Annotated in this window: 19 protein-coding genes; 4 read left to right on the forward strand and 15 right to left on the reverse strand. The window is 73.9% G+C overall.

Annotated features, from left to right (window positions below; genetic code table 11):
• Positions 1 to 27 precede the first annotated feature (27 nt).
• From ACFY61_RS10090 to ACFY61_RS10100, 3 genes are all read right to left on the reverse strand, one after another.
• Positions 28 to 1,428, reverse strand: coding sequence for a GNAT family N-acetyltransferase (locus tag ACFY61_RS10090; protein WP_389469469.1), 1,401 nt, complete (start codon positions 1,426 to 1,428; stop codon positions 28 to 30).
• A 132-nt stretch (positions 1,429 to 1,560) separates the two neighbouring features.
• On the reverse strand, positions 1,561 to 3,132 hold the full coding sequence (locus ACFY61_RS10095) for an alkaline phosphatase D family protein (RefSeq protein WP_389469472.1): 1,572 nt from the start codon (positions 3,130 to 3,132) through the stop codon (positions 1,561 to 1,563).
• 97 nt (positions 3,133 to 3,229) lie between these two features.
• Complete coding sequence (locus tag ACFY61_RS10100; protein ID WP_389469474.1) at positions 3,230 to 4,165, reverse strand: alpha/beta fold hydrolase; 936 nt, start codon at positions 4,163 to 4,165, stop codon at positions 3,230 to 3,232.
• A gap of 322 nt (positions 4,166 to 4,487) precedes the next feature.
• Between ACFY61_RS10100 and ACFY61_RS10105 the strand changes: the two genes are divergently transcribed.
• On the forward strand, positions 4,488 to 5,255 hold the full coding sequence (locus ACFY61_RS10105; protein ID WP_389469476.1) for a GntR family transcriptional regulator: 768 nt from the start codon (positions 4,488 to 4,490) through the stop codon (positions 5,253 to 5,255).
• Between the two features lie 51 nt (positions 5,256 to 5,306).
• On the opposite strand, the gene ACFY61_RS10110 is transcribed toward ACFY61_RS10105, so the two are convergent.
• The 3 genes from ACFY61_RS10110 to ACFY61_RS10120 form a co-directional block, all read right to left on the reverse strand.
• Positions 5,307 to 6,464, reverse strand: a complete 1,158-nt coding sequence (locus ACFY61_RS10110) for an ROK family transcriptional regulator (RefSeq protein ID WP_389469478.1) — start codon at positions 6,462 to 6,464, stop codon at positions 5,307 to 5,309.
• A gap of 98 nt (positions 6,465 to 6,562) precedes the next feature.
• A complete protein-coding gene (locus ACFY61_RS10115; protein ID WP_389469480.1) occupies positions 6,563 to 7,213 on the reverse strand; it encodes a response regulator in 651 nt (216 codons plus the stop codon).
• Positions 7,214 to 7,217: 4 nt separating this feature from the next.
• Complete coding sequence (locus ACFY61_RS10120) at positions 7,218 to 8,399, reverse strand: sensor histidine kinase (RefSeq protein WP_389469483.1); 1,182 nt, start codon at positions 8,397 to 8,399, stop codon at positions 7,218 to 7,220.
• A gap of 108 nt (positions 8,400 to 8,507) precedes the next feature.
• On the opposite strand from ACFY61_RS10120, the gene ACFY61_RS10125 reads away from it, so the two are divergent.
• Genes ACFY61_RS10125 through ACFY61_RS10135 form a run of 3 tightly spaced genes read left to right on the forward strand, consistent with a single transcriptional unit; the run spans position 8,508 to position 10,695 of the window.
• A complete protein-coding gene (locus ACFY61_RS10125) occupies positions 8,508 to 9,431 on the forward strand; it encodes an ATP-binding cassette domain-containing protein (RefSeq protein ID WP_389469485.1) in 924 nt (307 codons plus the stop codon).
• Between the two features lie 23 nt (positions 9,432 to 9,454).
• A complete protein-coding gene (locus ACFY61_RS10130; protein WP_389469487.1) occupies positions 9,455 to 10,210 on the forward strand; it encodes an ABC transporter permease in 756 nt (251 codons plus the stop codon).
• A 47-nt stretch (positions 10,211 to 10,257) separates the two neighbouring features.
• A complete protein-coding gene (locus tag ACFY61_RS10135) occupies positions 10,258 to 10,695 on the forward strand; it encodes a hypothetical protein (RefSeq protein ID WP_389469490.1) in 438 nt (145 codons plus the stop codon).
• On the opposite strand, the gene mug is transcribed toward ACFY61_RS10135, so the two are convergent.
• The 9 genes from mug to bioB form a co-directional block, all read right to left on the reverse strand.
• Positions 10,692 to 11,234, reverse strand: a complete 543-nt coding sequence (gene mug / locus ACFY61_RS10140) for a G/U mismatch-specific DNA glycosylase (protein ID WP_389470395.1) — start codon at positions 11,232 to 11,234, stop codon at positions 10,692 to 10,694. The two genes, ACFY61_RS10135 and mug, sit on opposite strands and share 4 nt — an antisense overlap.
• Positions 11,231 to 12,664, reverse strand: a complete 1,434-nt coding sequence (purB, locus tag ACFY61_RS10145) for an adenylosuccinate lyase (protein ID WP_389469492.1) — start codon at positions 12,662 to 12,664, stop codon at positions 11,231 to 11,233. The genes mug and purB overlap by 4 nt, the downstream gene beginning before the upstream one ends.
• A 71-nt stretch (positions 12,665 to 12,735) precedes the next feature.
• On the reverse strand, positions 12,736 to 13,503 hold the full coding sequence (locus ACFY61_RS10150) for an SGNH/GDSL hydrolase family protein (RefSeq protein WP_389469493.1): 768 nt from the start codon (positions 13,501 to 13,503) through the stop codon (positions 12,736 to 12,738).
• A 27-nt stretch (positions 13,504 to 13,530) separates the two neighbouring features.
• On the reverse strand, positions 13,531 to 14,550 hold the full coding sequence (locus ACFY61_RS10155; RefSeq protein ID WP_389469496.1) for a hemolysin family protein: 1,020 nt from the start codon (positions 14,548 to 14,550) through the stop codon (positions 13,531 to 13,533).
• Entirely contained in the window at positions 14,547 to 16,019 is a 1,473-nt protein-coding gene (locus tag ACFY61_RS10160; RefSeq protein ID WP_389469498.1) for a hemolysin family protein, read from the reverse strand. Before ACFY61_RS10160 ends, ACFY61_RS10155 begins: the two co-directional genes overlap by 4 nt.
• 180 nt (positions 16,020 to 16,199) lie before the next feature.
• Complete coding sequence (locus ACFY61_RS10165; protein ID WP_389469501.1) at positions 16,200 to 16,868, reverse strand: class I SAM-dependent methyltransferase; 669 nt, start codon at positions 16,866 to 16,868, stop codon at positions 16,200 to 16,202.
• 158 nt (positions 16,869 to 17,026) lie between these two features.
• Entirely contained in the window at positions 17,027 to 17,746 is a 720-nt protein-coding gene (gene bioD / locus ACFY61_RS10170) for a dethiobiotin synthase (protein ID WP_389469504.1), read from the reverse strand.
• A gap of 1 nt (position 17,747) precedes the next feature.
• A complete protein-coding gene (locus ACFY61_RS10175; protein WP_389469507.1) occupies positions 17,748 to 19,064 on the reverse strand; it encodes an adenosylmethionine--8-amino-7-oxononanoate transaminase in 1,317 nt (438 codons plus the stop codon).
• Positions 19,057 to 20,370, reverse strand: coding sequence for a biotin synthase BioB (bioB, locus tag ACFY61_RS10180; RefSeq protein WP_389469510.1), 1,314 nt, complete (start codon positions 20,368 to 20,370; stop codon positions 19,057 to 19,059). Before bioB ends, ACFY61_RS10175 begins: the two co-directional genes overlap by 8 nt.
• Positions 20,371 to 20,414 lie beyond the last annotated feature (44 nt).

The following is a 20,414-nucleotide window of genomic DNA, read 5'->3' on the forward strand; positions in this document are numbered from 1 at the left end:
CCCCGCCCGCGTCACTACCGTTCTCGTTCAGCCGCCTGACACCGGCGGAACGTGCGGGATCTGGTACGCCGGCCGGGACCTCACCGGGGTCGCCTCCAGCCGGGCCGTGATCACCAGCGTTCCCTCCTCGATCTGGTAGTCGAGCGGCAGCCCGAGGCCGCGCATGGCCGCCACCATGCCGGTGTTGGCCGCCCGGGTGACCGCGTACACGCTCTCGCAGCCGGCTTCCACGGCCATCGCGACCAGCCGGCGCAGCAGCTCCGAGCCGATGCCGCGGCGCTGCCACTCGTCCTCGACGAGCAGCGCCACCTCGGTCTCGTCCCCGTCCCACAGCAGGTGACCGAGGGCGACGAGCTTGCCGGAGGCGGTGGTGGCGGCGAGGGTGCGGCCGAAGCGGGGGCTCAGCAGGTGGCCGAGGTAGCGGTCGGCGTCGGCGACCGGGCCGTGGTAGCGGCGGGCCAGGGTGGGTTCCGAGCAGCGGCCGTGCATGGCGAGGGCGGCCGCGTGGTCGGCGGAGTCGGCGCGCCGCACCGTGATCTCGTTGCCCTCGGGCAGGGTCAGTACGTCCTCGCTGCGCGGGACCCGCGGGCCGAGCCGGGCGTCGAGCTCGATCAGTGCGCGGGCCCGGGCGAACTCGGTCGGGGTGAAGGGCAGGTGGGGGCGCTCCACCGTGATCGCACCGCCGGAGGGGTCGCGCAGCCGCATCACGGTGGCTTCCAGGACACCCTCCACCGGGGTTTCGGCACCCGCGTTGGGGCGGCCGGACAGGGTGGTGGCGGGGATGGAGTGGATCGTGCAGCGGCCCAGCAGGTGGCGCAGGGCGAGCGGGAGCTCGGCGGCGTCCAGCGCGGTGCGGGTGGCGAGGCCCAGCATGCGGGTCGGGGCGTCGACCAGGTCGTGTGCGTCGGCGCGTTCGATCCAGGTGTGCCGCCCGCCGGCGGAGGCCACGGTCCGGGCGAGTTCGGCCGCGGTCAGCTCGCGCGGGGCGCGCACCAGGAACTCGTCCACGATGCCGCCCTCGGGCAGCGGGTGGGTCTGGAGGGAGAGGATGTCGACCCGGCCGCCGGCGAGGGCGGTGCACAGCGCGGCCAGGCTGCCGGGGCGGTCCCGCACCGTCGTCCGGAGGCGCCAGAGGACGGCGGTCTCGGCGGGTGCGGGGGCCTGGGCGGAGCCGGCCGCGGAGGTATCGGACGGGGCCGTCATGGGAGGGGGCGGGGCATGGCTGTGGCGGCGTGACCACCAGGTGTGGAAGGCCGCCGTGGCCAGGAGCGCCACGGCGGAGGCGATCAGGGCCACGGGCCCGCTGGGGCCCTTGACGACGAGCTTGGCGATGGCGTCGGCCACGGCGACGGCGCAGAACAGGGCGGCCAGTTCGACGAGGTCGCGGCGCCAGTGGTGCGAGTGCTTGCGGGAAGGGCGGTGAGTCATGCACACCACTCTGGCGAAGAGGTGTTGCGTGATCACGAACGATCTGTGTCCGCGCGGTTAAGGATCCATCTGGCCGATTTCGTCCCTTTTCGGGCCGACGGCGGTGTGCTGCCGGGGGCTGCGCCACGGCCGCTACTGGCCGACCAGGCCCGGCCGGAGCGTCTTGCTGAAGAGTACGCCGATGCCCTCCGCGCGCAACCGGACGGTGAGTTCCCCGCTGTCCCCGTCGATCTCCACCTCGCCGAAGTAAGGCGGGTGCTCGGCCGGGGACATGTTGGGCAGCGGCGCCGAGCGCACGAACTCCTGCCGGGGGCCGAAGGTGGCGTCCAGCCGGCCGTGCGGGAAGCCGCCCGCGCCGACCGGCCCGGAGACGAACTCCCAGAACGGCTCGAAGTCGCCGAAGGCGGCGCGCTCGGGGGCGTAGTGCTGGGCCGAGGTGTAGTGGACGTCGGCGGTGAGCCAGAGGGTGCCGGTGATCCGGCGGTGCTTGACGTGCCGCAGCAGGTCGGCGATCTGCAGCTCGCGGCCGAGGGGCGCGCCGGGGTCGCCCTGCGCCACGGCCTCGAAGTCGGTGGCGCCGTCGGGGACCACGATGCCGAGGGGCATGTCCGCGGCGATGACCTTCCAGGTGGCCCGGGAGCGGGACAGCTCGCGCTTGAGCCAGGCGAGTTGCCGGGCGCCGAGGATGCCCTGCGGGTCGGTGGTCTGGCGGCCCGGGGAGTTGGCGTTGCGGTGGGTGCGCATGTCCAGCACGAACACGTCGAGCAGCGGGCCGTGGTGTACCACCCGGTACATGCGGCCGTCGGGGTCGCCCGCCCGCAGGTCGTGCAGGGGGAAGTACTCGCCGAACGCCTGGCGGGCGCGGGCGGCCAGCACGTCGACGTCCTTGACCGTGTACCGGGGGTCGTCCAGGAGCTGGCCCGGGTACCAGTTGTTGCGGACCTCGTGGTCGTCCCACTGCGCGATGACCGGGACCTGCGCGTTGAAGCCGCGCAGGTGGTGGTCGAGCAGGTTGTAGCGGAAGTTCCCGCGGAACTCGGCGAGGGTCTCGGCGACCTTGGCCTTCTCCGGGGTGGTGATGTTGCGCCAGAGGGTTCCGTCGCGCAGCGGGACGGAGGGCTGGATGGGGCCGTCGGCGTAGACGGTGTCACCGCTGAAGAGGAAGAAGTCGGGGTCCAGGCGCCGCATCTCGGAGAAGACGCGGAAACCGCCGAGGTCGGGGTTGATGCCCCAGCCCTGGCCGGCCAGGTCCCCGGACCAGAGGAAGCGCACGCCGGAGCGGCGGGTGACGGGGGAGGTGCGGAAGGTGCCGTGGACCGGCCCGCCGGTGCGGGTGGGGTCGTCGGGGTCGGCGAGCAGGACCCGGTAGTGGATCTGCCGGCCGGGCGGCAGGCCGTGTAGGGCGGTGGTGCCGGTGAAGTCGGTGGCGGGTCCCAGGTACGGGCCGCGGTGCCGGCGAACCGCATGGCGGAACGATTCGCTCGGGGAGGTCTCCACGTACATCCGGGCCGGGCGGTCGGCGCGGGTCCATACGGTGGCGGAGAACGGGGTGATCTCCCCGGACTGCGTGCCCCAGGGGGCACCGGGGCGGCCGGACCGGGCGAACGCGGGGGCGGCCGTCACGGGGACGGCCGCCGCGGGCAGCGCGAGGGCGGCGGACGCGGCGAGGGAGCCGCGGAACAGGGAACGGCGGGTGTGCGGCATCGGTGCGCCTCCTGGGACGGGTCGGGCCAGTGTGCCGGTGGCAGCCGGGCCCGACCGCGTCATGGACGCGAACCGCCGGTGAACAGCCGTCAGACACTCAGGCGGGGGACGCGCCGGCCCCCGCGCCCGCCCCCGCGCCGACCGCTTCCGCGGTCGTCCTCGCGGCCCTTCCCGCGGACTGGGCGGTGTCGAGGATGACCCGGGCGACGAGGGCCGGGTCGTCGTTCATCGGCACGTGGCCGCAGCCCGGCAGCCGGACCAGCCGGGCCCCGGGGATCGTCCGCTTGGCGCGCGGGCCCTGCCGGGGCACCAGCAGCCGGTCCCGGGAGCCCCAGGCGATGGTGACCGGCAGCCCGGTGACGTCCTCGGTGAAACGGGCCGAGCCGCCGGCGGCGAGGGTCCGCTCGAAACCGGAGGCCTCGCGCAGGGCCCGGGTCTCGGCCGCCACCGCCTCCGGGGAACGGCGGGCCGGGCGGGCGTAGATGGTGCCGGTCAGGGCGGCACGGCCGGCCGCGCTGCGGGCCAGCCGGCCGACCGCGGACGGGGGCAGGGCCCGCGCCCCGGCCCGCATCGCGCGCAGGGCGGCGAAGGCGTAGCGGCGCTCGGGCTCGGACCAGAAGCCGGCGGGGGAGAGGGCGGTGACCGAACGGGCCAGGCCGGTCCGGCCCATCTCCAGGGCCAGCAGCCCGCCGAGGGAGTTGCCCGCCACGTGCGGGCGGTGGACGCCGAGTGCCGCGCACAGCGCGCCGAGGGCCGGGACGACCGTGGCCAGGTCGTACGGCACGCCGTCGGGCAGGGCCTCCGACGCGCCGAAGCCGGGCAGGTCCACGGCGATCACGTCGTGGTCGGCGGCCAGGATGTCGGTCACCGGATGCCAGGCCTGGAGGTGGTGGCCGATGCCGTGCAGCAGCAGGAGCGGCTCGCCGGCGCCCTTGCGCTCGTAGGTGACGGTGACGGGGCGCGGCCCGGCAGCGGGGGCCCCGACGCCGGAGTCGGACGGCGGATCGATCGCGAAGGACACGGAGGCGGTCATGCTTGCTCCTCTGCAGCGGGGCACCCGTGGCGGGCGTTGCGAGACGTGATGTCAGCAGTGCCGGACCCATGCCTACCGTCCGGTAGTCAGCGTTACAAGCCCCCTGCCGGACCCCCCGTCATCCGAGAACATCCCATGAACGGCTTGATACGTATGCCCGAAGTGCCCCGCACTGGGGCGAGGATTGGTCTTGACCAACCAGGGACGCCGCCCTATGGTCGCAGGGATAGTGCAGGAACCTTTAATAAACAAAGGCGCGAAACCTAAGGCGCGAAACTGCCGCTGGGACACGCCGATCGCGGCGATCGCAGGAGGATTCAGGGTGGGGACCACGCAGCTCGAAACGGTGCCGGAGCCGAAGTACTGGCACCTCAGGACCGTGCTCAGCGAGGCGCTCGACCAGGACTTCGAGGTGGGCGAGGTCCTGCCGAACGAGCGTGAGCTCGCCGCCCGCTTCGGCGTCGCGCGCGCGACCCTGCGCCAGGCCCTGGAGCAGCTGGAGCTCGAAGGCCGGCTGCAGCGCCGCCGCGGCGTCGGCACCACCGTCGCCCCGCCGCGCGTGGGCGTCGCCGTGGGCAGCACGGGCCCCAGCTGGCCCGGCGAGGCCGGTGACGGCTGGCAGGCCGTCGACTGCGCCGAAGGCGTGCCCACCGCCGCCGTCGCCAAGCTCCTCGGCATCGCCGCCGACCAGCCGGTGCACACCGTCCGCCGCACCCGGGTCACCCACGGCCAGGTCGTCGCCGCGGAACTCCTGCACGTCCCCGCCGCCTCGGTGCCGGGCCTGTCCGGCATCGACGCGCCCTCCGGCCCCGCCCGCGCCCGCGCCGTACTGCGCGAGCTCCAGCGCCAGACCCTGGAGGGCCAGGACCGCGCCGTGGAGCTCGGGTCCGCCCGCGCCGACGACGCCAAGGAACTCGACCGGCTCCCCGGGGCCCCGGTCCTGCTGGTCACCACCCGCTACATCACCGCCACCGGCACGGCCGCGGTCGCCGTGGCCACCTACCGCGCCGACACCTGCCGCCTCACCTTCGGCGACTCCGGCGACGTGGAGATCAGCCACCCCGGGGACACCGAGCGCGTCGCCTCCTGACCCGTACCGCCGGGCCCCGCCGGCGCCGGACCGCGAGGACGACCCCGCGGTTCAGCGGCGGCGGGCCGTGACCGTCCGCTCCACCGCGAACAGTTCCTCCTCGGCCTGGTCCAGGGCCAGCCGCAGCGCACCTGTGGCCACCGCCGCCTCCCCCAGCAGCGACAGCGCCACCCGGGGCGGCCGCAGGCAGTACCGGGCGAGCTCCCGGCGCAGCGGCTCCAGCACCCCGTCCAGCCCGGCCGCCCAGCCGCCGACCACCACCAGCTCCGGGTCGATCGCCAGCACCAGCGCGGCCACGTCGTGCACCAGCCGCTGGATGAACCGGTCCAGCGCGGCCACCGCCTGCTCCTCGCCCCGCCGCGCCCGCGCGAACACCTCCGCGACGGCCTGCTCGTCCAGCGGGTGCAGCGGCTTCCCAGTAGTGGACAGCAGCTTCTCGGGCGTGGCCTCACGCCCCAGCAGGTGGAGCGCGCCGATCTCGCCGGCCGCCCCGCCGAACCCCCGGTGCAGCCGGCCGCCGATCAGCGAACCGGCACCCGGGCTCAACCCCGCCATCACGAACACCACGTCGTCCGTGTCCCGCGCGGAACCCTTCCAGTGCTCGCCCACCGCCGCCGCGTTGGCGTCGTTCTCCACCTGCACCGGGCACCGGAACGACCGCTTCAGCCGCTCCCCGAGCGGCAGACCGGTCCAGCCCGGCAAGGCCGTCCCCAGCCGCACCGTGCCGTCCGCCTCCACGATTCCCGGACTCGCCACCCCCACCGCCCGCAGGGAGTCCCTCGGCACCCCCGAGCGGCGCAGCAGGTCCGCGACGGTGGCCCGCACCTTCTCCAGCCGCTCGTCCGCGGAAGCCGACTCGGACACGTCCCTGGTACCCGCGCCGATCACCCGCCCGTCCAGCCCGGACAGCAGCGCGGCGATCCGGTGCGAGCCGATCTCGATGCCCAGCAGGTGGCCCGCCTCGGCCCGGAACCGGAACCGGCGGGCCGGCCGGCCCTGCCGGCGCGCACCCTCCTCGGCCGAGGCCTCGACCACCAGGCCGGTGCCCATCAGCCCCTCGACGACCCCCTCCACGGTCGGCCGGGAGAGCCCGGTGAGCCGGGTCAGATCGGTGAGGGTCGGCGATTCCGCCGCGCGCAGCGCGCGCAGCACGACGGCGGAGTTGATCCGCCGGAGCAGAGAGGGATCCCCGCCGGTCAGCTGCCCCAACGTGTGTCCTCCCAGCTAGCGCGCCTGTCAGCCGGATGGTACTGCGCACCGTGAGGCACGGCGAGAACGAGGGGGTGTTACCCCCGGACTCCCCGCCCTCAGGCCGGCGCCACGAACCCCGACTCGTACGCCGCGATCACGGCCTGCGTCCGGTCCCGCGCCCCCAGCTTCGCCAGCACCGCGCTCACGTGCGACTTCACGGTCTCGGTCCCCACGAAGATCTCGGCCGCGATCTCCGCGTTGGTCAGCCCCCGCGCCATCAACCGCAGCACCGCCTCCTCCCTCTCCGTCAGCGCGGCCCGCTCCAGCCTGGCCCGCGCCGTGCTGTTCCCGTACTCGGTCGCCAGCGACCGCACCGCGGCCGGGAAGAGCAGGCTCTCCCCCTCCGCCACCAGCCGGACCGCGTGCACGATCTCCGAAGGCCGCGCCCGCTTCAGCAGGAACCCGTCGGCCCCCGCCCGCAGCGCCCGGTACACGTACTCGTCGTTCTCGAACGTGGTCACCACGAGGATCTTCGGCGGATCCTCGACCGTCCGCAGCACCGCCTTGGTCGCCTCGATCCCGTCCAGCAGCGGCATCCGCACGTCCATCGCCACCACCTTCGGGCGCAGCCGGCGGACCAGTGGGATCACCGCCGCACCATCAGCGGCCTCACCCACCACCTCGATGTCGGGCTGGGCGTCGAGCACGGCGCGCAGACCCGCGCGCACCAGGGGTTCGTCGTCTACGAGGAGTACGGTGACCGGCATCCGCTCAGCGTATGTGCTCCAGCGGAAGCCGGGCGCGCACCCGCCACCTCCCCTCGTGCGGACCGGAGTCGGCCGTACCGCCCAGCAGCGCGGCCCGCTGCCGGATGCCGCGCAGGCCGCTCCCGCCGCCCGACCCGGACACCCCCTGCCCGCCCCCGGGCAGCGGATTGGTCACCTCCATCTCCAGCCGGCCCCCGGCCACTTCCACCCGCACCCGGACCGGGACCGGCCCGCAGTGCCGCAACACGTTCGTGAGCGCCTCCTGGAGGATCCGGTACGCCTCTCGGGTGACCGGACCCGGCAACGACTCCAGCGGACCCGTCAGTTCGGCGTCCACTTCGGCCCCGGAAGCCCGCGTCGAGTCCAGCAGCCGGTGCGCCTCGGCCAGCGTCGGGCGCTCCGAGGGCCGGGGACCGGACTCCCGCAGCACCGCCAGGACCCGGTCCAGGTCCTCCAGAGCCGCCCGGCCCGTCTCCTCGATGGCGCCCAGAGCCCGGTCGGTGAACTCCGGGTCGCCCGCGGCCCGCGCGGCTCCGGCCTGCACCACGGCCACCGTCAGCGCGTGACCGATCGTGTCGTGCAGCTCCCGGGCGATCCTGGTCCGCTCCAGCAACTGCTCCGTGCGCTCCTCCAGCACCGACAGCCGCTCCGCCGCGGACGGCCCCAGCAACCGGGTCGCGACGGAAGTGATCAGCTCACCGAGGAGGAACACGGCCACGATCAGCAACACCAGCGGAAGCGGAACGAGCACCACCGCCAGCCAGCGCGGCGGCAGCAAGGGCAGTGCCGCGTCCCCCTGCACGGGGTACCCCCACGAGAGGGTCAGCAGTTCCACCGTGAGCACCGGTGCCCACACGGTCGCGAACATGGCCGCGAGTGCCACCACCAGCCGGATCTCCAACCACAGCACGGTCCGCCAGCGGTCACCCCAGCGCTTCGAGGCCACCGTGGATATCGCGCCGTCCCCGGACCCCCGGTCGTAGGGCGTCAGCAGGAACTGGGCCTGCAGCCCCTCGGCGGTCCGTATCCAGGGGATGAGACCGAACGGGGCGATGATCAGAGCCGGGACCCACGGCGCCTCCGGCGCTATGAACATCCACACCGCGACCACCAGCACAGGCACGCACAGGTGCAACCACCGTGAGTACGTCAGCGGTTGGAAGGGGGCTCTGAGCAGTCGGTCCATGCCCACATCGTGACACCCCCGCGATCACGGGCGTCTCCCCCGTGCGGGGGAGACGATCCCCCCGCACGGGGGAGGAGCGGGAGTGGGGCCGGCCGCGAGTCTGGAGCCATGAACGCAGCGACGAACACCATCGAGATCCGGGAACTGACCAAGGAATACGGCACCACCCGCGCCGTGGATTACCTCACCTTCGACGTACTGCCCGGCCGGGTCACCGGCTTCCTCGGCCCCAACGGGGCCGGAAAGTCCACCACCATGCGGCTGCTGCTCGGTCTGGACCGGGTCACCTCCGGCACCGCCACCATCGGGGGCCGCCGGTTCACCGAGTTCTCCGAGCCCCTGCGCCACGTCGGCGCCCTGCTGGACGCCCAGGCGGCGCACGGCGGCAGGAGGGCGCGGGACCACCTGCTCGCCCTGGCCGTGGCCAACCGGATCCCGGCGCGCCGGGTCGAGGAGGTCATGGAGCAGGCGGGGATAGCGACCGCCGCCCGCAGGCGCATCAAGACGTTCTCCCTCGGCATGCGCCAGCGGCTGGGGATCGCCGCGGCCCTGCTCGGCGACCCGGGAGTGCTCCTGCTGGACGAGCCGACCAACGGCCTGGACCCGGAGGGGATCATCTGGATCCGCGAGCTGCTGCGCCGGCTGGCCGCCGAGGGGCGGACGGTGCTGGTCTCCAGTCACCTGATGGCGGAGACCGCTTCCTTCGTGGACCACCTCGTGGTCCTGGGCCGGGGCAGACTGCTCGCCGACACGTCGATGAGGCAGTTCATCGACGAGCGCAGCACCGCCAGGGTCCGGCTCCGCACCTCCGATCCGATACGCCTTCGGGCCACCCTGGCCCGGGACGGCTTGGAGCTGGTCGAGGCCGCCGACGACCGCTGGACGGTCGACGGGGTACGGGCCGAGCAGATCGGTGCGCTCGCCGCCCGCGAGGGCATCCCCATGTCCGAACTCTCCGACGAGCGGGCCTCACTGGAACAGGCCTATCTCGACCTCACCGCCGGCCACGCCGAGTTCGCCGCCACCCGCTGAACGTCCCTGGAGGTTCTCCCGCCATGTCCACCACCGGTTTTCTGCCCACCGCGCCCGTCCTGCGAAGCGAATGGATCAAGATACGGTCCCTGCGGAGCACCGTGGGCGCGTTGCTCGCCATCCTGCTGACCACCGCCGGAATACAGACCCTGACCGCGGCCGCCATCGGCACGGCGGAGGCGGGCAGCATGGGGGACGATCCGCTGCTCGCGGCCTACTACGGGCTCAACTTCGGCCAGATCGCCGCGATCGCGTTCGGCGCGACCGCCGTCGCCGGAGAGTTCCACAACGCGGGCCTGCGGATCACCCTGACGGCCGTGCCGGACCGCACCCGCTTCTACCTGGCGAAGATCGCGACGATCGGCGGGCTGGCCTTCCTCGTCGGACAGGTGACCGCCCTCGCCACCTTCCTGGGCGGTCAGGCCCAGATGGGTCCCTACACCATCCACCTGGGCGACCCCGGCGCCCTGCGGTCCGTCATCGGCTGCGGTGTCTACCTGACGCTCCTCACGCTGTTCGCCGCGGGACTGACCGCGGTCATACGGAGCGCGGCGGCGGTGCTGAGCCTGCTCGTTCCGTTCTTCCTGCTGGTGTCCTTCGTCATCGCGGCGAAGACGAGCGGCGTGGCGCAGTTCCTGCCGGACCGCGCCGGTCAGGTGATCCTGCGCAGCGAGCCCGAAGGCGTCCTGGGGCCCTGGACCGGGCTCGGCGTGATGGCGCTGTGGACGGTGGCCGCCCTGGCGGGTGGCTGGCTGGCGGTGCGCCGGCGGGACGCCTGACCACTGACGGAACGCCAGTTGTCAGTGGCCGCCGGAATACTGACGGCATGACCACGGCAGAGCATCTAGAGACCATAGAGCGGCTCCGGACGTGTGCCTTCCCCGAGGTGAAGGGCAGGTCGGGGACGGTCACCAGCGGGCCGGGCTACCACCTCGCCGAGCTGGGCGGCAGCCGCTGGTACGGGGACGAGGACCCGGCCGACCGGCTGGCCGGCGAGGAGCAGCTCTCCGCGGAGTACGGGGCGCTGACGGACCGGCTGACGGACCGGTGGGGGAAGCCGCAGGTGTTCGCCCCGGCGGGACTGCCGGAGTGGTCCCGGGCGGGGGAGGAGCCGGCGGAGCCGTGGACCGGGGTGTGCGCCACCACCGACCACGTGCACCTCTGGCGGGCGGGTGACCGGTGGCTCGCGGTCTACGCGGGCCACTGGGGAGCCGACCACTCGCCCCAGCTGATGGCCGTGGTCACGGTCGTCGACCCGCCCTAGCGGGCGTCCTCGGCGGCGGCGCGGAGGCGGGCGTATTCCTGGGCCATGGTGTCCGCGGTCCAGTGGGCGTTCAGGCCGCTGGGGTTGGGGAGGGCCCAGATGCGGGTCGGGCCGATGGTGCGGGTCTGCTCGCCTATGGCGGCGTGGCGGTCGCCGAACGCGGTGCGGTAGGCCGTGACGCCCACGACGGCCAGCCAGCGGGGGCGCAGCTCGGTCACCTTGGCCGTGAGGATCCGGCCGCCCTCGCGGAGCTCCTCGGCGGAGAGTTCGTCGGCGCGGGCGGTGGGCCGGGCGACCACGTTGGTCAGGCCCAGGCGGTAGGTCAGCAGTTCCTCCTGCTCGGCGGGGTACAGCCGGCGGGGGGTGAACCCGGACAGGTGGAGCACCGGCCAGAACCGGTTGCCGGGGCGGGCGAAGTGGTGGCCGGTCGCGGCGGAGAGGAGACCGGGGTTGATCCCGCAGAACAGCACACGCAGGCCGCCCGCGACCACGTCCGGGAGGACGCGGTCGCGGGCGGCGTTCAGCTCTTCGGGGGTCAGAGGATCGACCCCGGTGCGTAGCCGGCGGCCTCCGGGTGCTGCTTGGCGATCTCCTCGATGCGGGAGACCACGGCAGCGACCTGGTCGCCCGCCGCCCCGGTGAAGGAGAGCTTGTCGGCCATCAGGGCGTCCAGCCCGGCGCGGTCCAGCGGGATCCGCTCGTCGGCGGCCAGCTTGTCCAGCAGCTCGTTGCGCTCGGCACCCTGCTCGCGCATGGCCAGCGCGGAGGCCACCGCGTGCTCCTTGATGACCTCGTGGGCGACCTCGCGGCCCACACCGGCACGGACGGCCCCCATCAGGACCTTGGTGGTGGCCAGGAAGGGGAGGTAGCGGTCGAGCTCGCGGGCGACGACGGCGGGGAAGGCGCCGAACTCGTCCAGGACGGTCAGGAACGTCTCCAGCAGGCCGTCGAAGGCGAAGAAGGCGTCGGGCAGGGCCACCCGGCGGACCACGGAGCAGGACACGTCACCCTCGTTCCACTGGTCACCGGCCAGCTCGGCCGTCATCGACGCGTAGCCGCGCAGGATGACCATCAGGCCGTTCACGCGCTCGCAGGAGCGGGTGTTCATCTTGTGCGGCATCGCGGAGGAGCCGACCTGGCCCGGCTTGAAGCCCTCCGTGACCAGCTCGTGGCCGGCCATCAGACGGATGGTCTTGGCGATGGAGGAGGGCGCGGCGGCCAGCTGCACCAGGGCGCTGACCACGTCGTAGTCCAGCGAACGGGGGTAGACCTGGCCGACGGAGGTGAAGGCCTGCGCGAAGCCGAGGTGGCCGGCGATCCGCTGCTCCAGCTCGGCGAGCTTGCCGGCGTCGCCACCGAGCAGGTCCAGCATGTCCTGGGCGGTGCCGACCGGGCCCTTGATCCCGCGCAGCGGGTAGCGGGCCAGCAGGTCCTCCAGGCGGGCGTAGGCCACGAGCAGCTCGTCGGCGGCCGTGGCGAAGCGCTTGCCGAGGGTGGTGGCCTGGGCGGCGACGTTGTGCGACCGGCCGGCCATGACCAGCTCGGCGTACTCGCCGGACAGCTTGCCGAGACGGGAGAGGACGGCGACCGAGCGGTCCCGGACCAGCTCCAGCGAGAGGCGGATCTGGAGCTGCTCGACGTTCTCGGTGAGGTCCCGGGAGGTCATGCCCTTGTGGACGTGCTCGTGGCCGGCGAGGGCGTTGAACTCCTCGATCCGCGCCTTCACGTCGTGCCGGGTGACCTTCTCGCGCTCGGCGATGGAAGCGAGGTCGACCTGCTCCAGGACGCGCTCGTAGTCGGCCAGGGCGGCGTCCGGGACGTCGATGCCGAGGTCCTTCTGGGCGCGCAGCACGGCGAGCCACAGCCGCCGCTCCAGGGTCACCTTGTACTCGGGGGACCACAGGACGGCGAGCTCGGGCGAGGCGTAGCGGCCGGCCAGGACATTGGGGATGCGGGGCTTGGAGGTCACGTAAAGGGATTCTACTGGCCCCGGAACTGTGGGTTCACGCAGGTCCGGGGCCCGCGCCGGGTTGTGGGTTGCTACGAGTAGGGCAGCAGTTCGGGGCGTTTGGCGGGGCGGCCGTCGCCGGAGGACCGGCCGGTGAGCCGGCGCGCTATCCAGGGAACCAGGTGCTGCCGGGCGAAACGCACGTCCTCGGCCCGGCGTGCGGCCCAGGGGATCGGGCGGGCTGGCGGCAGCGGGGTCCGCCAGTCCTCGGCCGGGGGCAGGCCCAGGGCCTGCCAGACGGCCTCGGCCACCCGGCGGTGTCCCTCGGCCGTCAGGTGCAGCCGGTCCACGTCCCACATCCTCGCATCACCGAGGACCGGAGCCCCGTACAGGTCCACGACCAGGGCGCCGTGCCGGGCCGCCAGGTCCTCGATGACGGAGAACAGCTGCTCGACCCGCGGCCGGAAACGCTCCATCACCGGGCCGTTCCGGCCCGGCGAGCGCATCAGCACCAGCCGGCCGCAGGCCGGGGCGAGGCGTTCCACGGCCTCCTCCAGCCGGTCGCGGACCCGCCCCATGTCCACCTTGGGGCGCAGGGTGTCGTTGAGTCCGCCGACCAGCGTGACCACGTCGGCGCCCATCGCCGCCGCCGGGCCCACCTGCTCGTCGACGATCTGGCCGATCAGCTTCCCGCGCACCGCCAGGTTGGCGTACCGGAAGCCCGGCTCGCGGTCGGCGAGCCGGGCCGCGAGCAGATCCGCCCAGCCCCGGTAGGAGCCGTCCGGCAGCGCGTCGGACATGCCCTCGGTGAAGGAGTCGCCGACCGCGACGAAACTGGTGTATGAGGCATTCATCTGCATGGCGGAGCGATGTTACCCCGCGGTTCGTCAGGCCGTGGCCGGCTTGCCGAACAGCTCCCGCAGCACGTCCTCCATCGTGACCAGGCCGGTCATGGCCCCGTCCGCGCCCAGCACCGCCGCGAGGTGGGTGCGGCTGCGCCGCATCGCGGTCAGCACGTCGTCCAGCGGGGTCTCCGCCCGGACCTGGGCGATCGCCCGCAGCGCCGTCACCGGGAACGGCTCCTCCCGCGCGGGCGCGTCCAGCGCGTCCTTGACGTGCAGGTAGCCCAGGATCATGCGCTGCTCGTCGACCACCGGGAACCGCGAGTACCCCGTCGTGGCGGACAGCCGCTCCAGTTCCCCGGGGGTGATCCCCAGACGGGCCGGGACCACCCGGTCCGCCGCCAGCACCACGTCCTTGACCGGCCGGCGGCCGAGTTCCAGGGCGTCGTGCAGCCGCTCGCTGGCCCGGTCGTCGAGCAGGCCCGCGTCGCTGGAGTCCTTGACCATCCGGGCCAGCTCGTCGTCCGAGAACGTCGCCGCCACCTCGTCCTTCGCCTCCACCCGCAGCAGCTTCAGCAGGACGTTGGCGAAGGCGTTCACCGCGAAGATCACCGGCTTGAGCGCTCGCGTCAGCGCCACCAGCGGCGGGCCCAGCAGCAGCGCGGTGCGTACCGGCTCGGCCAGCGCCACGTTCTTCGGCACCATCTCGCCGAACAGCATGTGCAGGTACGTCGCCAGCGCCAGGGCCACCACGAAGGAGATCGGGTGGGTGAGCCCGTGCGGGACGCCGACCAGCTCGAAGAGCGGGGTCAGCAGGTGGGCGATCGCCGGCTCGGCCACCACGCCCAGCACCAGGGTGCACAGCGTGATGCCCAGCTGGGCCGCCGCCATCAGCGCCGAGACGTGCTCCAGGCCCCACAGCACGCTTCGCGCGCGCCGGTCGTCCTGCTCGACGTACGGCTCGATCTGGCTGCGCCGGACCGAGATCAGGGCGAACTCGGCGCCGACGAAGAAGGCGTTCACCACCAGGGTCGCCAGACCGATCAGCAGCTGGATCGCGGTCATCGGCCGGCCTCCGGGTCCTGGTCCTCGTCCTTGCTCCGGCCGCGGCGGTGCCCGCGGCCGGGGTCGCGGGGGTCACGGGCGTCACCGGCGTCACGGTCGCCTACGCGTCCGCGGCCGTCCCGGGCGCCGTCCCGCCCCGCCTCCGGTCCGGGTTCGGGTTCGGGTTCGACCGGTACGTGCAGCAGCACCCGCGCGGCCCGCCGCCCGCTGGCGTCGACCACGTCGAGCCGCCAGCCGTGCAGGTCGAGGCCGTCACCGACCTCGGGGATCCGGCCGAGCTCGGTCGCTATCAGCCCCGCCAACGTCTCGTAGGGGCCGTCCGGCACGCGCAGGCCGATCCGCTCCAGCTGGTCGGTACGGGCGGCCCCGTCGGCAGAGTAGAGCCGGCGCCCGGAGGCGTCCGTGCCGGCCGGCGCGAGGTCGGGCGTCTCGTGCGGGTCGTGTTCGTCCCGCACCTCGCCGACCACTTCCTCGACGATGTCCTCCAGCGTGGCCACACCGGCCGTACCGCCGTACTCGTCGATCACCACGGCCATGGTCTGCTTGCCCGACAGGCGGTCCAGCAGCCGGTCCACCGTCAGCGACTCGGGCACCAGCAGCGGCGCGCGCAGCAGCCGCTCCACCGGGTAGCGGTGGCGGTCCTCGGCGGGCAGCGCCAGCACGTCCTTGATGTGCACGGTGCCGACCACCGTGTCCAGGTTGCCCCGGTAGACCGGGAACCGGGACAGGCCGGTGGCCATGGTCGCGTTGGCCACGTCCTCGGCCGTGGTCTGCACGTCCAGCGCGGTGACCTGCACCCGCGGGGTCATCACGTTCTCGGCGGTCAGGTCCGCCAGGTTCAGTGTCCGCACGAACAGCTCGGCGGTGTCCTTCTCCAGCGCGCCCGCCCGGGCCGAGTGCCGCGCCAGGGCCACCAGCTCCTGCGGGGTGCGCGCGCTGGCCAGCTCCTCGGCGGGCTCCAGGCCGAACCGGCGGACCATGTGGTTCGCCGTGGTGTTCAGATGGCTGATCAGCGGCCGGAACAGCCGGCTGAAGACCCGCTGCATGGTCGCCACCCGCTTGGCGATGGCCAGCGGCGAGGAGATCGCCCAGTTCTTGGGCACCAGCTCGCCGACCACCATCAGCACCACCGTCGACAGCACGGTGCCCAGCACCAGCGCGGTGGAGGAGGCGGCGCCCGCGGACAGGCCGAGGGCCTCGAACGGACCCTGCAGCAGGGCGGCGATCGAGGGCTTGGAGATCATGCCGATGACCAGGCCGGTCACCGTGATGCCGAGCTGTGCGCCGGACAGCTGGAACGTCAGGCTCCGGACGGCCGCCAGGGCGCTCTCCGCCCCGCGCTCGCCCCGCTCGACGGCCCGTTCCAGTTCACTGCGCTCGACCGTGGTCAGCGAGAACTCCGCCGCGACGAAGACCCCACAGGCGAGGCAGAGCAGCAGGGCCACGAGCAGCAGAAGTACTTCGGTCATCGGTTCACCTCCGTCCAAGGATCGGCCAGGAGGAGGAGTCGTGCTCGATGTCGGGTACTGGGAGGCTCGCCCATGGGCGGACGCTCACACCTTTCGTCTGTGGAGGGACGGGGACGTTCGGCTGGTTCCCCCACATGGTAAAGGACGGGCAAAGCGATGGGATCATCCGTTCGGCCGACCTCAGTCGCGCCGGGCCGTACCCATCACGCAGTACGAGGTGGGCAGCGCCGGCCCGCGCTCCGGCAGCCGGAAGGTCCGCGCCGCGGTGATCCGGAAGCCGGCGGCCCCGACGGCGGCCACGGTGTCCCGCGCCGTGTGGCAGCCGCCGAACAGCCGCGGCCACACCGTGCGGTCCAGTCCCCGCTGCACCGCGGCCATCGCGGCCCCCGGCGCCAGACCGTGCTCGAAGAACCGCAGCTCCGCCCCGGGGCGGAGCACCCGGTGCAGCTCGGCCAGCGACCGGGGCAGGTCCCGCACCGTGCACAGCACCAGCGAGGCCACCGCGCCGTCGAAGGCCTCGCTCTTCACCGGCAGCGCCTCCGCCGCACCCGGCACCACGTCCACCGGCACGTCCGCCCGCACCGCCGCCTCGACGGCGAGCCGCCGCAGGGTGCGCTCCGGCTCCACGGCGACCACCTCCGAGACGGCCCGCGGGTAGTGCGCGAAGTTCAGGCCGTTGCCCGCGCCGATCTCGATCACCCGGCCGGACAGGCCCTCCAGCAGCTCCCGGCGCAGCCCGGCCACCCCGCCCCGGACGTCCGCCTGCACGCTCATCCGGGCGTAGAAGCGGGCGAACAGCGGGTGGTGGACGGTGTCCTGGGGCAGGGGCCGTTTCGGTCGCGGACGCATGGCGGACCTCCTCGAAGCGGACGGGCAAGCACGTAACGGCAGTCTTCCCCGCCGCCGGCCCCGGCACCGCCCCGGACGCGCCGGACCCACCGGGCCCGCCTGACCGCCATCGGCCCCGCCGGGACCCGCCGGACCGCCATCAGCCCCGCCGGACCCGCCTACGCCGGCCAGCGCGCCAGGAACTCCCCGGCCGACCAGCCGCCGCCGAGCTCCGCCGCGAGCCACCCGCCGGCCGCCGCCCGGAACTCCTCCGGTCCCAGCGCCCCCGCGCCGGCGGGCACCGCGCCCAGCAGCGGCAGCCCCGACACCTCGGGCAGGTCCGCGAGGTTGCAGCGGGAGGCCAGGTCCGGCTCGGCCGGCCAGCTGCCCACCACCACGCCCAGCCCGGTCAGACCCCGGGCCCGCAGCGCCTCGGCCGTCAGGGCCGTGGAGTTGAGGGTGCCCAGGCCCGCCGGGGCCACCACCAGGACCGGCGCGTCCAGCAGCCGGGCCGCGTCCGCCAGGGTGTGGCCCGCCGCGTCGAACCGTACGAGCAGCCCGCCGGCCCCCTCGACCAGGACCAGGTCGTGCGAGGCGGCCAGCTTCCGGGCCGCCTCCGCGACCTGCTCCGGTCCGACCGCGGGCAGTCCGGACCGCCGGGCCGCCGTGTCCGGGGCCAGCGGTTCCGGGTAGCGGGCCAGTTCGGCCCCGGTCACCGCCGGGCCGGCCAGGCGCACCACTTCCGCCGCGTCCCCGTTCTCCGCCGGGCCCACACCGGTCTGCGCCGGCTTCAGCACCGCCACCGACCGGCCCGCCGCGGCGGCGACCGCCGCCACCGCCGCGGTCACCACGGTCTTCCCGATCTCGGTGCCCGTCCCGGACACCACCACCACGCCCATCTCAGCCCTCCCCGGCCGCCGCGCACACCGCGCGGCCGATCCGCGCCACGTCCTCGTCGGAGGTGACGAACGGCGGCATGGTGTAGATCAGGTCGCGGAACGGCCGCACCCAGACCCCTTCCCGCACCGCCGCCCGCGTGGCCGCGGCCATGTCCACCGCGTGGTCGAGCTGCACCACGCCGATCGCGCCCAGCACCCGTACGTCCTTCACCCCCGGCAGCTCCGCGGCCGGGGCGAGCCCCTCCCGCAGCCCCGCCCCGATCCGCTTGACCTCCTGCGCCCAGTCCTGCTCCAGCAGCAGATCCAGCGAGGCCAGCGCCACCGACGCCGCCAGCGGGTTGCCCATGAACGTCGGACCGTGCGCCAGCACGGGGACCTCGCCCCGGGAGATGCCGTCGGCCACCCGCGCCGTGCACAGGGTCGCGGCCAGCGTCAGGTAACCACCCGTCAGCGCCTTGCCCAGGCACATCACGTCCGGCGTGACACCGGCGTGGTCGGCGGCGAACAGCGCACCGGTCCTGCCGAACCCGGTCGCGATCTCGTCCAGCACGAGCAGTACGTCGTACTCGTCGCACAGTTCGCGCAGCAGCCGCAGGTAACCCGGGTGGTGGAAGCGCATGCCGCCCGCGCCCTGCACCACCGGCTCCACGACCACGGCGGCCAGCTCGTCCGCGTGCTCGGCCACCAGCGTCCGCAGGTGCGCCGCGTACGCCGGGTCCACCGGGGTGTCGAAGCCCGCGGGCGGGGCGTCCGCGAACACCTGCCGCGGCAGGTGCCCCGACCACAGCTCGTGCATGCCGCCGTCGGGATCGCAGACCGACATCGGCTGCCAGGTGTCCCCGTGGTAACCGCCGCGCCAGGTCATCAGGCGGGTCTTGCCCCGGCGTCCGGTCGATCGCCAGTACTGCAGGCACATCTTGACCGCGACCTCGACCGAGACCGATCCCGAGTCGGCCAGGAACACGTGCTCCAGCCCGGCCGGAGTGATCTCGACCAGCTTCGCGGCCAGCCGCACCGCCGGCTCGTGCGTCAGCCCGCCGAACATGACGTGGGACATCCGGCCCAGCTGGGCGGTGGCCGCCTCGTTGAGCACCGGGTGGTTGTACCCGTGGATCGCCGACCACCAGGAGGACATGCCGTCGACCAGCTCGTCCCGGCCCTCGGCCGGGGCGGCCAGCCGCAGCCGGACGCCCGAGGCCGACGCGACGACCAGCGGTTCCTGACGGCCCGGCATGGGGCCGTACGGGTGCCATACGTGCTGCCGGTCCAGCTCCAGGAGCTCCTCGACGGGCAGCGTGCGGCGGTCCGGGTCAGGCATTGGGCGCCAGGTCCGTTCCGGCACCGCGACGGCGTACGGCGACCAGCTCCGGGCGCACCTCGCCCGGCGCCGCCTGCGCGGGAGCCTCGGCCGTGGCCGGCTCGGCGGCCTGCTCGGTGGCCGGCTCGCGCTCCGCTCCGGCGGCGGCGGCGTGGGAGCCGCAGCCCCCGCAGCCGGACCCGCAACCCCCGGCCGCGGCGCCGGCCTCGCCGGCACCCGCCCCGGCCCCGGACCCGCAGAGCGAGGCCCCGCCGCCGTGCGACCCGCAGCCGCCGCCGGCCTCCCGGGCGGCGGCGACGTCGGCCCGGTGCGCGGGCAGGGTCGAGGTGTCCGCGCCCTCCACCTCGAAGCCGGCGTCCGCGATCATGTCCAGGTCGGCCTGGCCGGCCTGGCCCTCACTGGTCAGGTAGTCGCCGAGGAAGATGGAGTTGGCCAGGTGCAGCGCCAGCGGCTGGAGGCTCCGCAGGTGCACCTCGCGGCCGCCCGCCAGCCGTACCTCGACGTCGGGGCAGACGAACCGGACCATGGCGAGGATCCGCAGGGCGCGCTGCGGGGTGAGGTTCCACTCCTTGGCCAGCGGGGTGCCCTCGAACGGGATCAGGAAGTTCACCGGAACCGAGTCCGGGTCCAGCTCGCGCAACGAGTACACGACGTCGACCAGGTCCTCGTCGCTCTCGCCCATGCCGGCGATCAGGCCCGAGCACGCCGAGAGGCCGGCGGCGTGCGCCTTCTGCACGGTGTCCACCCGGTCCTGGTAGGTGTGGGTGGTCGTGATCTCCCCGTACGTCCCCTCGGACGTGTTGAGGTTGTGGTTGTACGCGTCGGCGCCGGCCTCGCGGAGCCGCTCCGCCTGGCCGTCGGACAGCAGGCCCAGGCAGGCGCAGACCTCCACGCCCTCGTTCTGCTCCTTGATCGCCTCGATGGTCTTCGAGACCCGGTCCACGTCCCGGTCCGTCGGGCCGCGCCCGCTCGCCACCAGGCAGACCCGCTTCGCGCCGCCCGCCACACCGGCCGCCGCGGCCCGCGAGGCCTCCTCGGGCTTCAGCCAGGTGTACTTGAGGATCTCCGCCTTCGACCCCAGCCGCTGGGAGCAGTACGAGCAGTCCTCCGGGCACAGGCCCGACTTCAGGTTGACGAGGTAGTTCAGCTTGACCCGACGCCCGAACCACCGGCGGCGCACCTTGCCGGCCGCGGCCACCACGTCGAGCAGTTCGTCGTCGGAGGTCGCCAGTACGGCCAGCGCCTCTTCGCGGGTCGGCAGCTCACGCCGCAGCCCCTTGTCCACCAGGGTGTTCAGCAGGTCCATGGGCCAGATCCTGGACCACGGCACCACTCCCGGCCAAGGAGAGA

Origin of the sequence: Streptomyces sp. NPDC012888, from assembly GCF_042900645.1 — a bacterium.
In the GTDB taxonomy this organism is placed as follows: domain Bacteria; phylum Actinomycetota; class Actinomycetes; order Streptomycetales; family Streptomycetaceae; genus Streptomyces.

What these genes read in the sequence shown, in the direction of transcription:
- ACFY61_RS10090 (WP_389469469.1), bottom strand. Translation starts at nt 1,428, where the DNA reads ATGACTCACCGCCCTTCCCGCAAGCACTCGCACCACTGGCGCCGCGAC.
- ACFY61_RS10095 (WP_389469472.1), bottom strand. Translation starts at nt 3,132, where the DNA reads ATGCCGCACACCCGCCGTTCCCTGTTCCGCGGCTCCCTCGCCGCGTCC.
- ACFY61_RS10100 (WP_389469474.1), bottom strand. Translation starts at nt 4,165, where the DNA reads ATGACCGCCTCCGTGTCCTTCGCGATCGATCCGCCGTCCGACTCCGGC.
- ACFY61_RS10115 (WP_389469480.1), bottom strand. Translation starts at nt 7,213, where the DNA reads ATGCCGGTCACCGTACTCCTCGTAGACGACGAACCCCTGGTGCGCGCG.
- ACFY61_RS10120 (WP_389469483.1), bottom strand. Translation starts at nt 8,399, where the DNA reads ATGGACCGACTGCTCAGAGCCCCCTTCCAACCGCTGACGTACTCACGG.
- ACFY61_RS10125 (WP_389469485.1), top strand. Translation starts at nt 8,508, where the DNA reads ATGAACGCAGCGACGAACACCATCGAGATCCGGGAACTGACCAAGGAA.
- ACFY61_RS10130 (WP_389469487.1), top strand. Translation starts at nt 9,455, where the DNA reads ATGTCCACCACCGGTTTTCTGCCCACCGCGCCCGTCCTGCGAAGCGAA.
- ACFY61_RS10135 (WP_389469490.1), top strand. Translation starts at nt 10,258, where the DNA reads ATGACCACGGCAGAGCATCTAGAGACCATAGAGCGGCTCCGGACGTGT.
- ACFY61_RS10150 (WP_389469493.1), bottom strand. Translation starts at nt 13,503, where the DNA reads ATGCAGATGAATGCCTCATACACCAGTTTCGTCGCGGTCGGCGACTCC.
- ACFY61_RS10155 (WP_389469496.1), bottom strand. Translation starts at nt 14,550, where the DNA reads ATGACCGCGATCCAGCTGCTGATCGGTCTGGCGACCCTGGTGGTGAAC.
- ACFY61_RS10160 (WP_389469498.1), bottom strand. Translation starts at nt 16,019, where the DNA reads ATGACCGAAGTACTTCTGCTGCTCGTGGCCCTGCTGCTCTGCCTCGCC.
- ACFY61_RS10165 (WP_389469501.1), bottom strand. Translation starts at nt 16,868, where the DNA reads ATGCGTCCGCGACCGAAACGGCCCCTGCCCCAGGACACCGTCCACCAC.
- bioD (WP_389469504.1), bottom strand. Translation starts at nt 17,746, where the DNA reads ATGGGCGTGGTGGTGGTGTCCGGGACGGGCACCGAGATCGGGAAGACC.
- ACFY61_RS10175 (WP_389469507.1), bottom strand. Translation starts at nt 19,064, where the DNA reads ATGCCTGACCCGGACCGCCGCACGCTGCCCGTCGAGGAGCTCCTGGAG.
- bioB (WP_389469510.1), bottom strand. Translation starts at nt 20,370, where the DNA reads ATGGACCTGCTGAACACCCTGGTGGACAAGGGGCTGCGGCGTGAGCTG.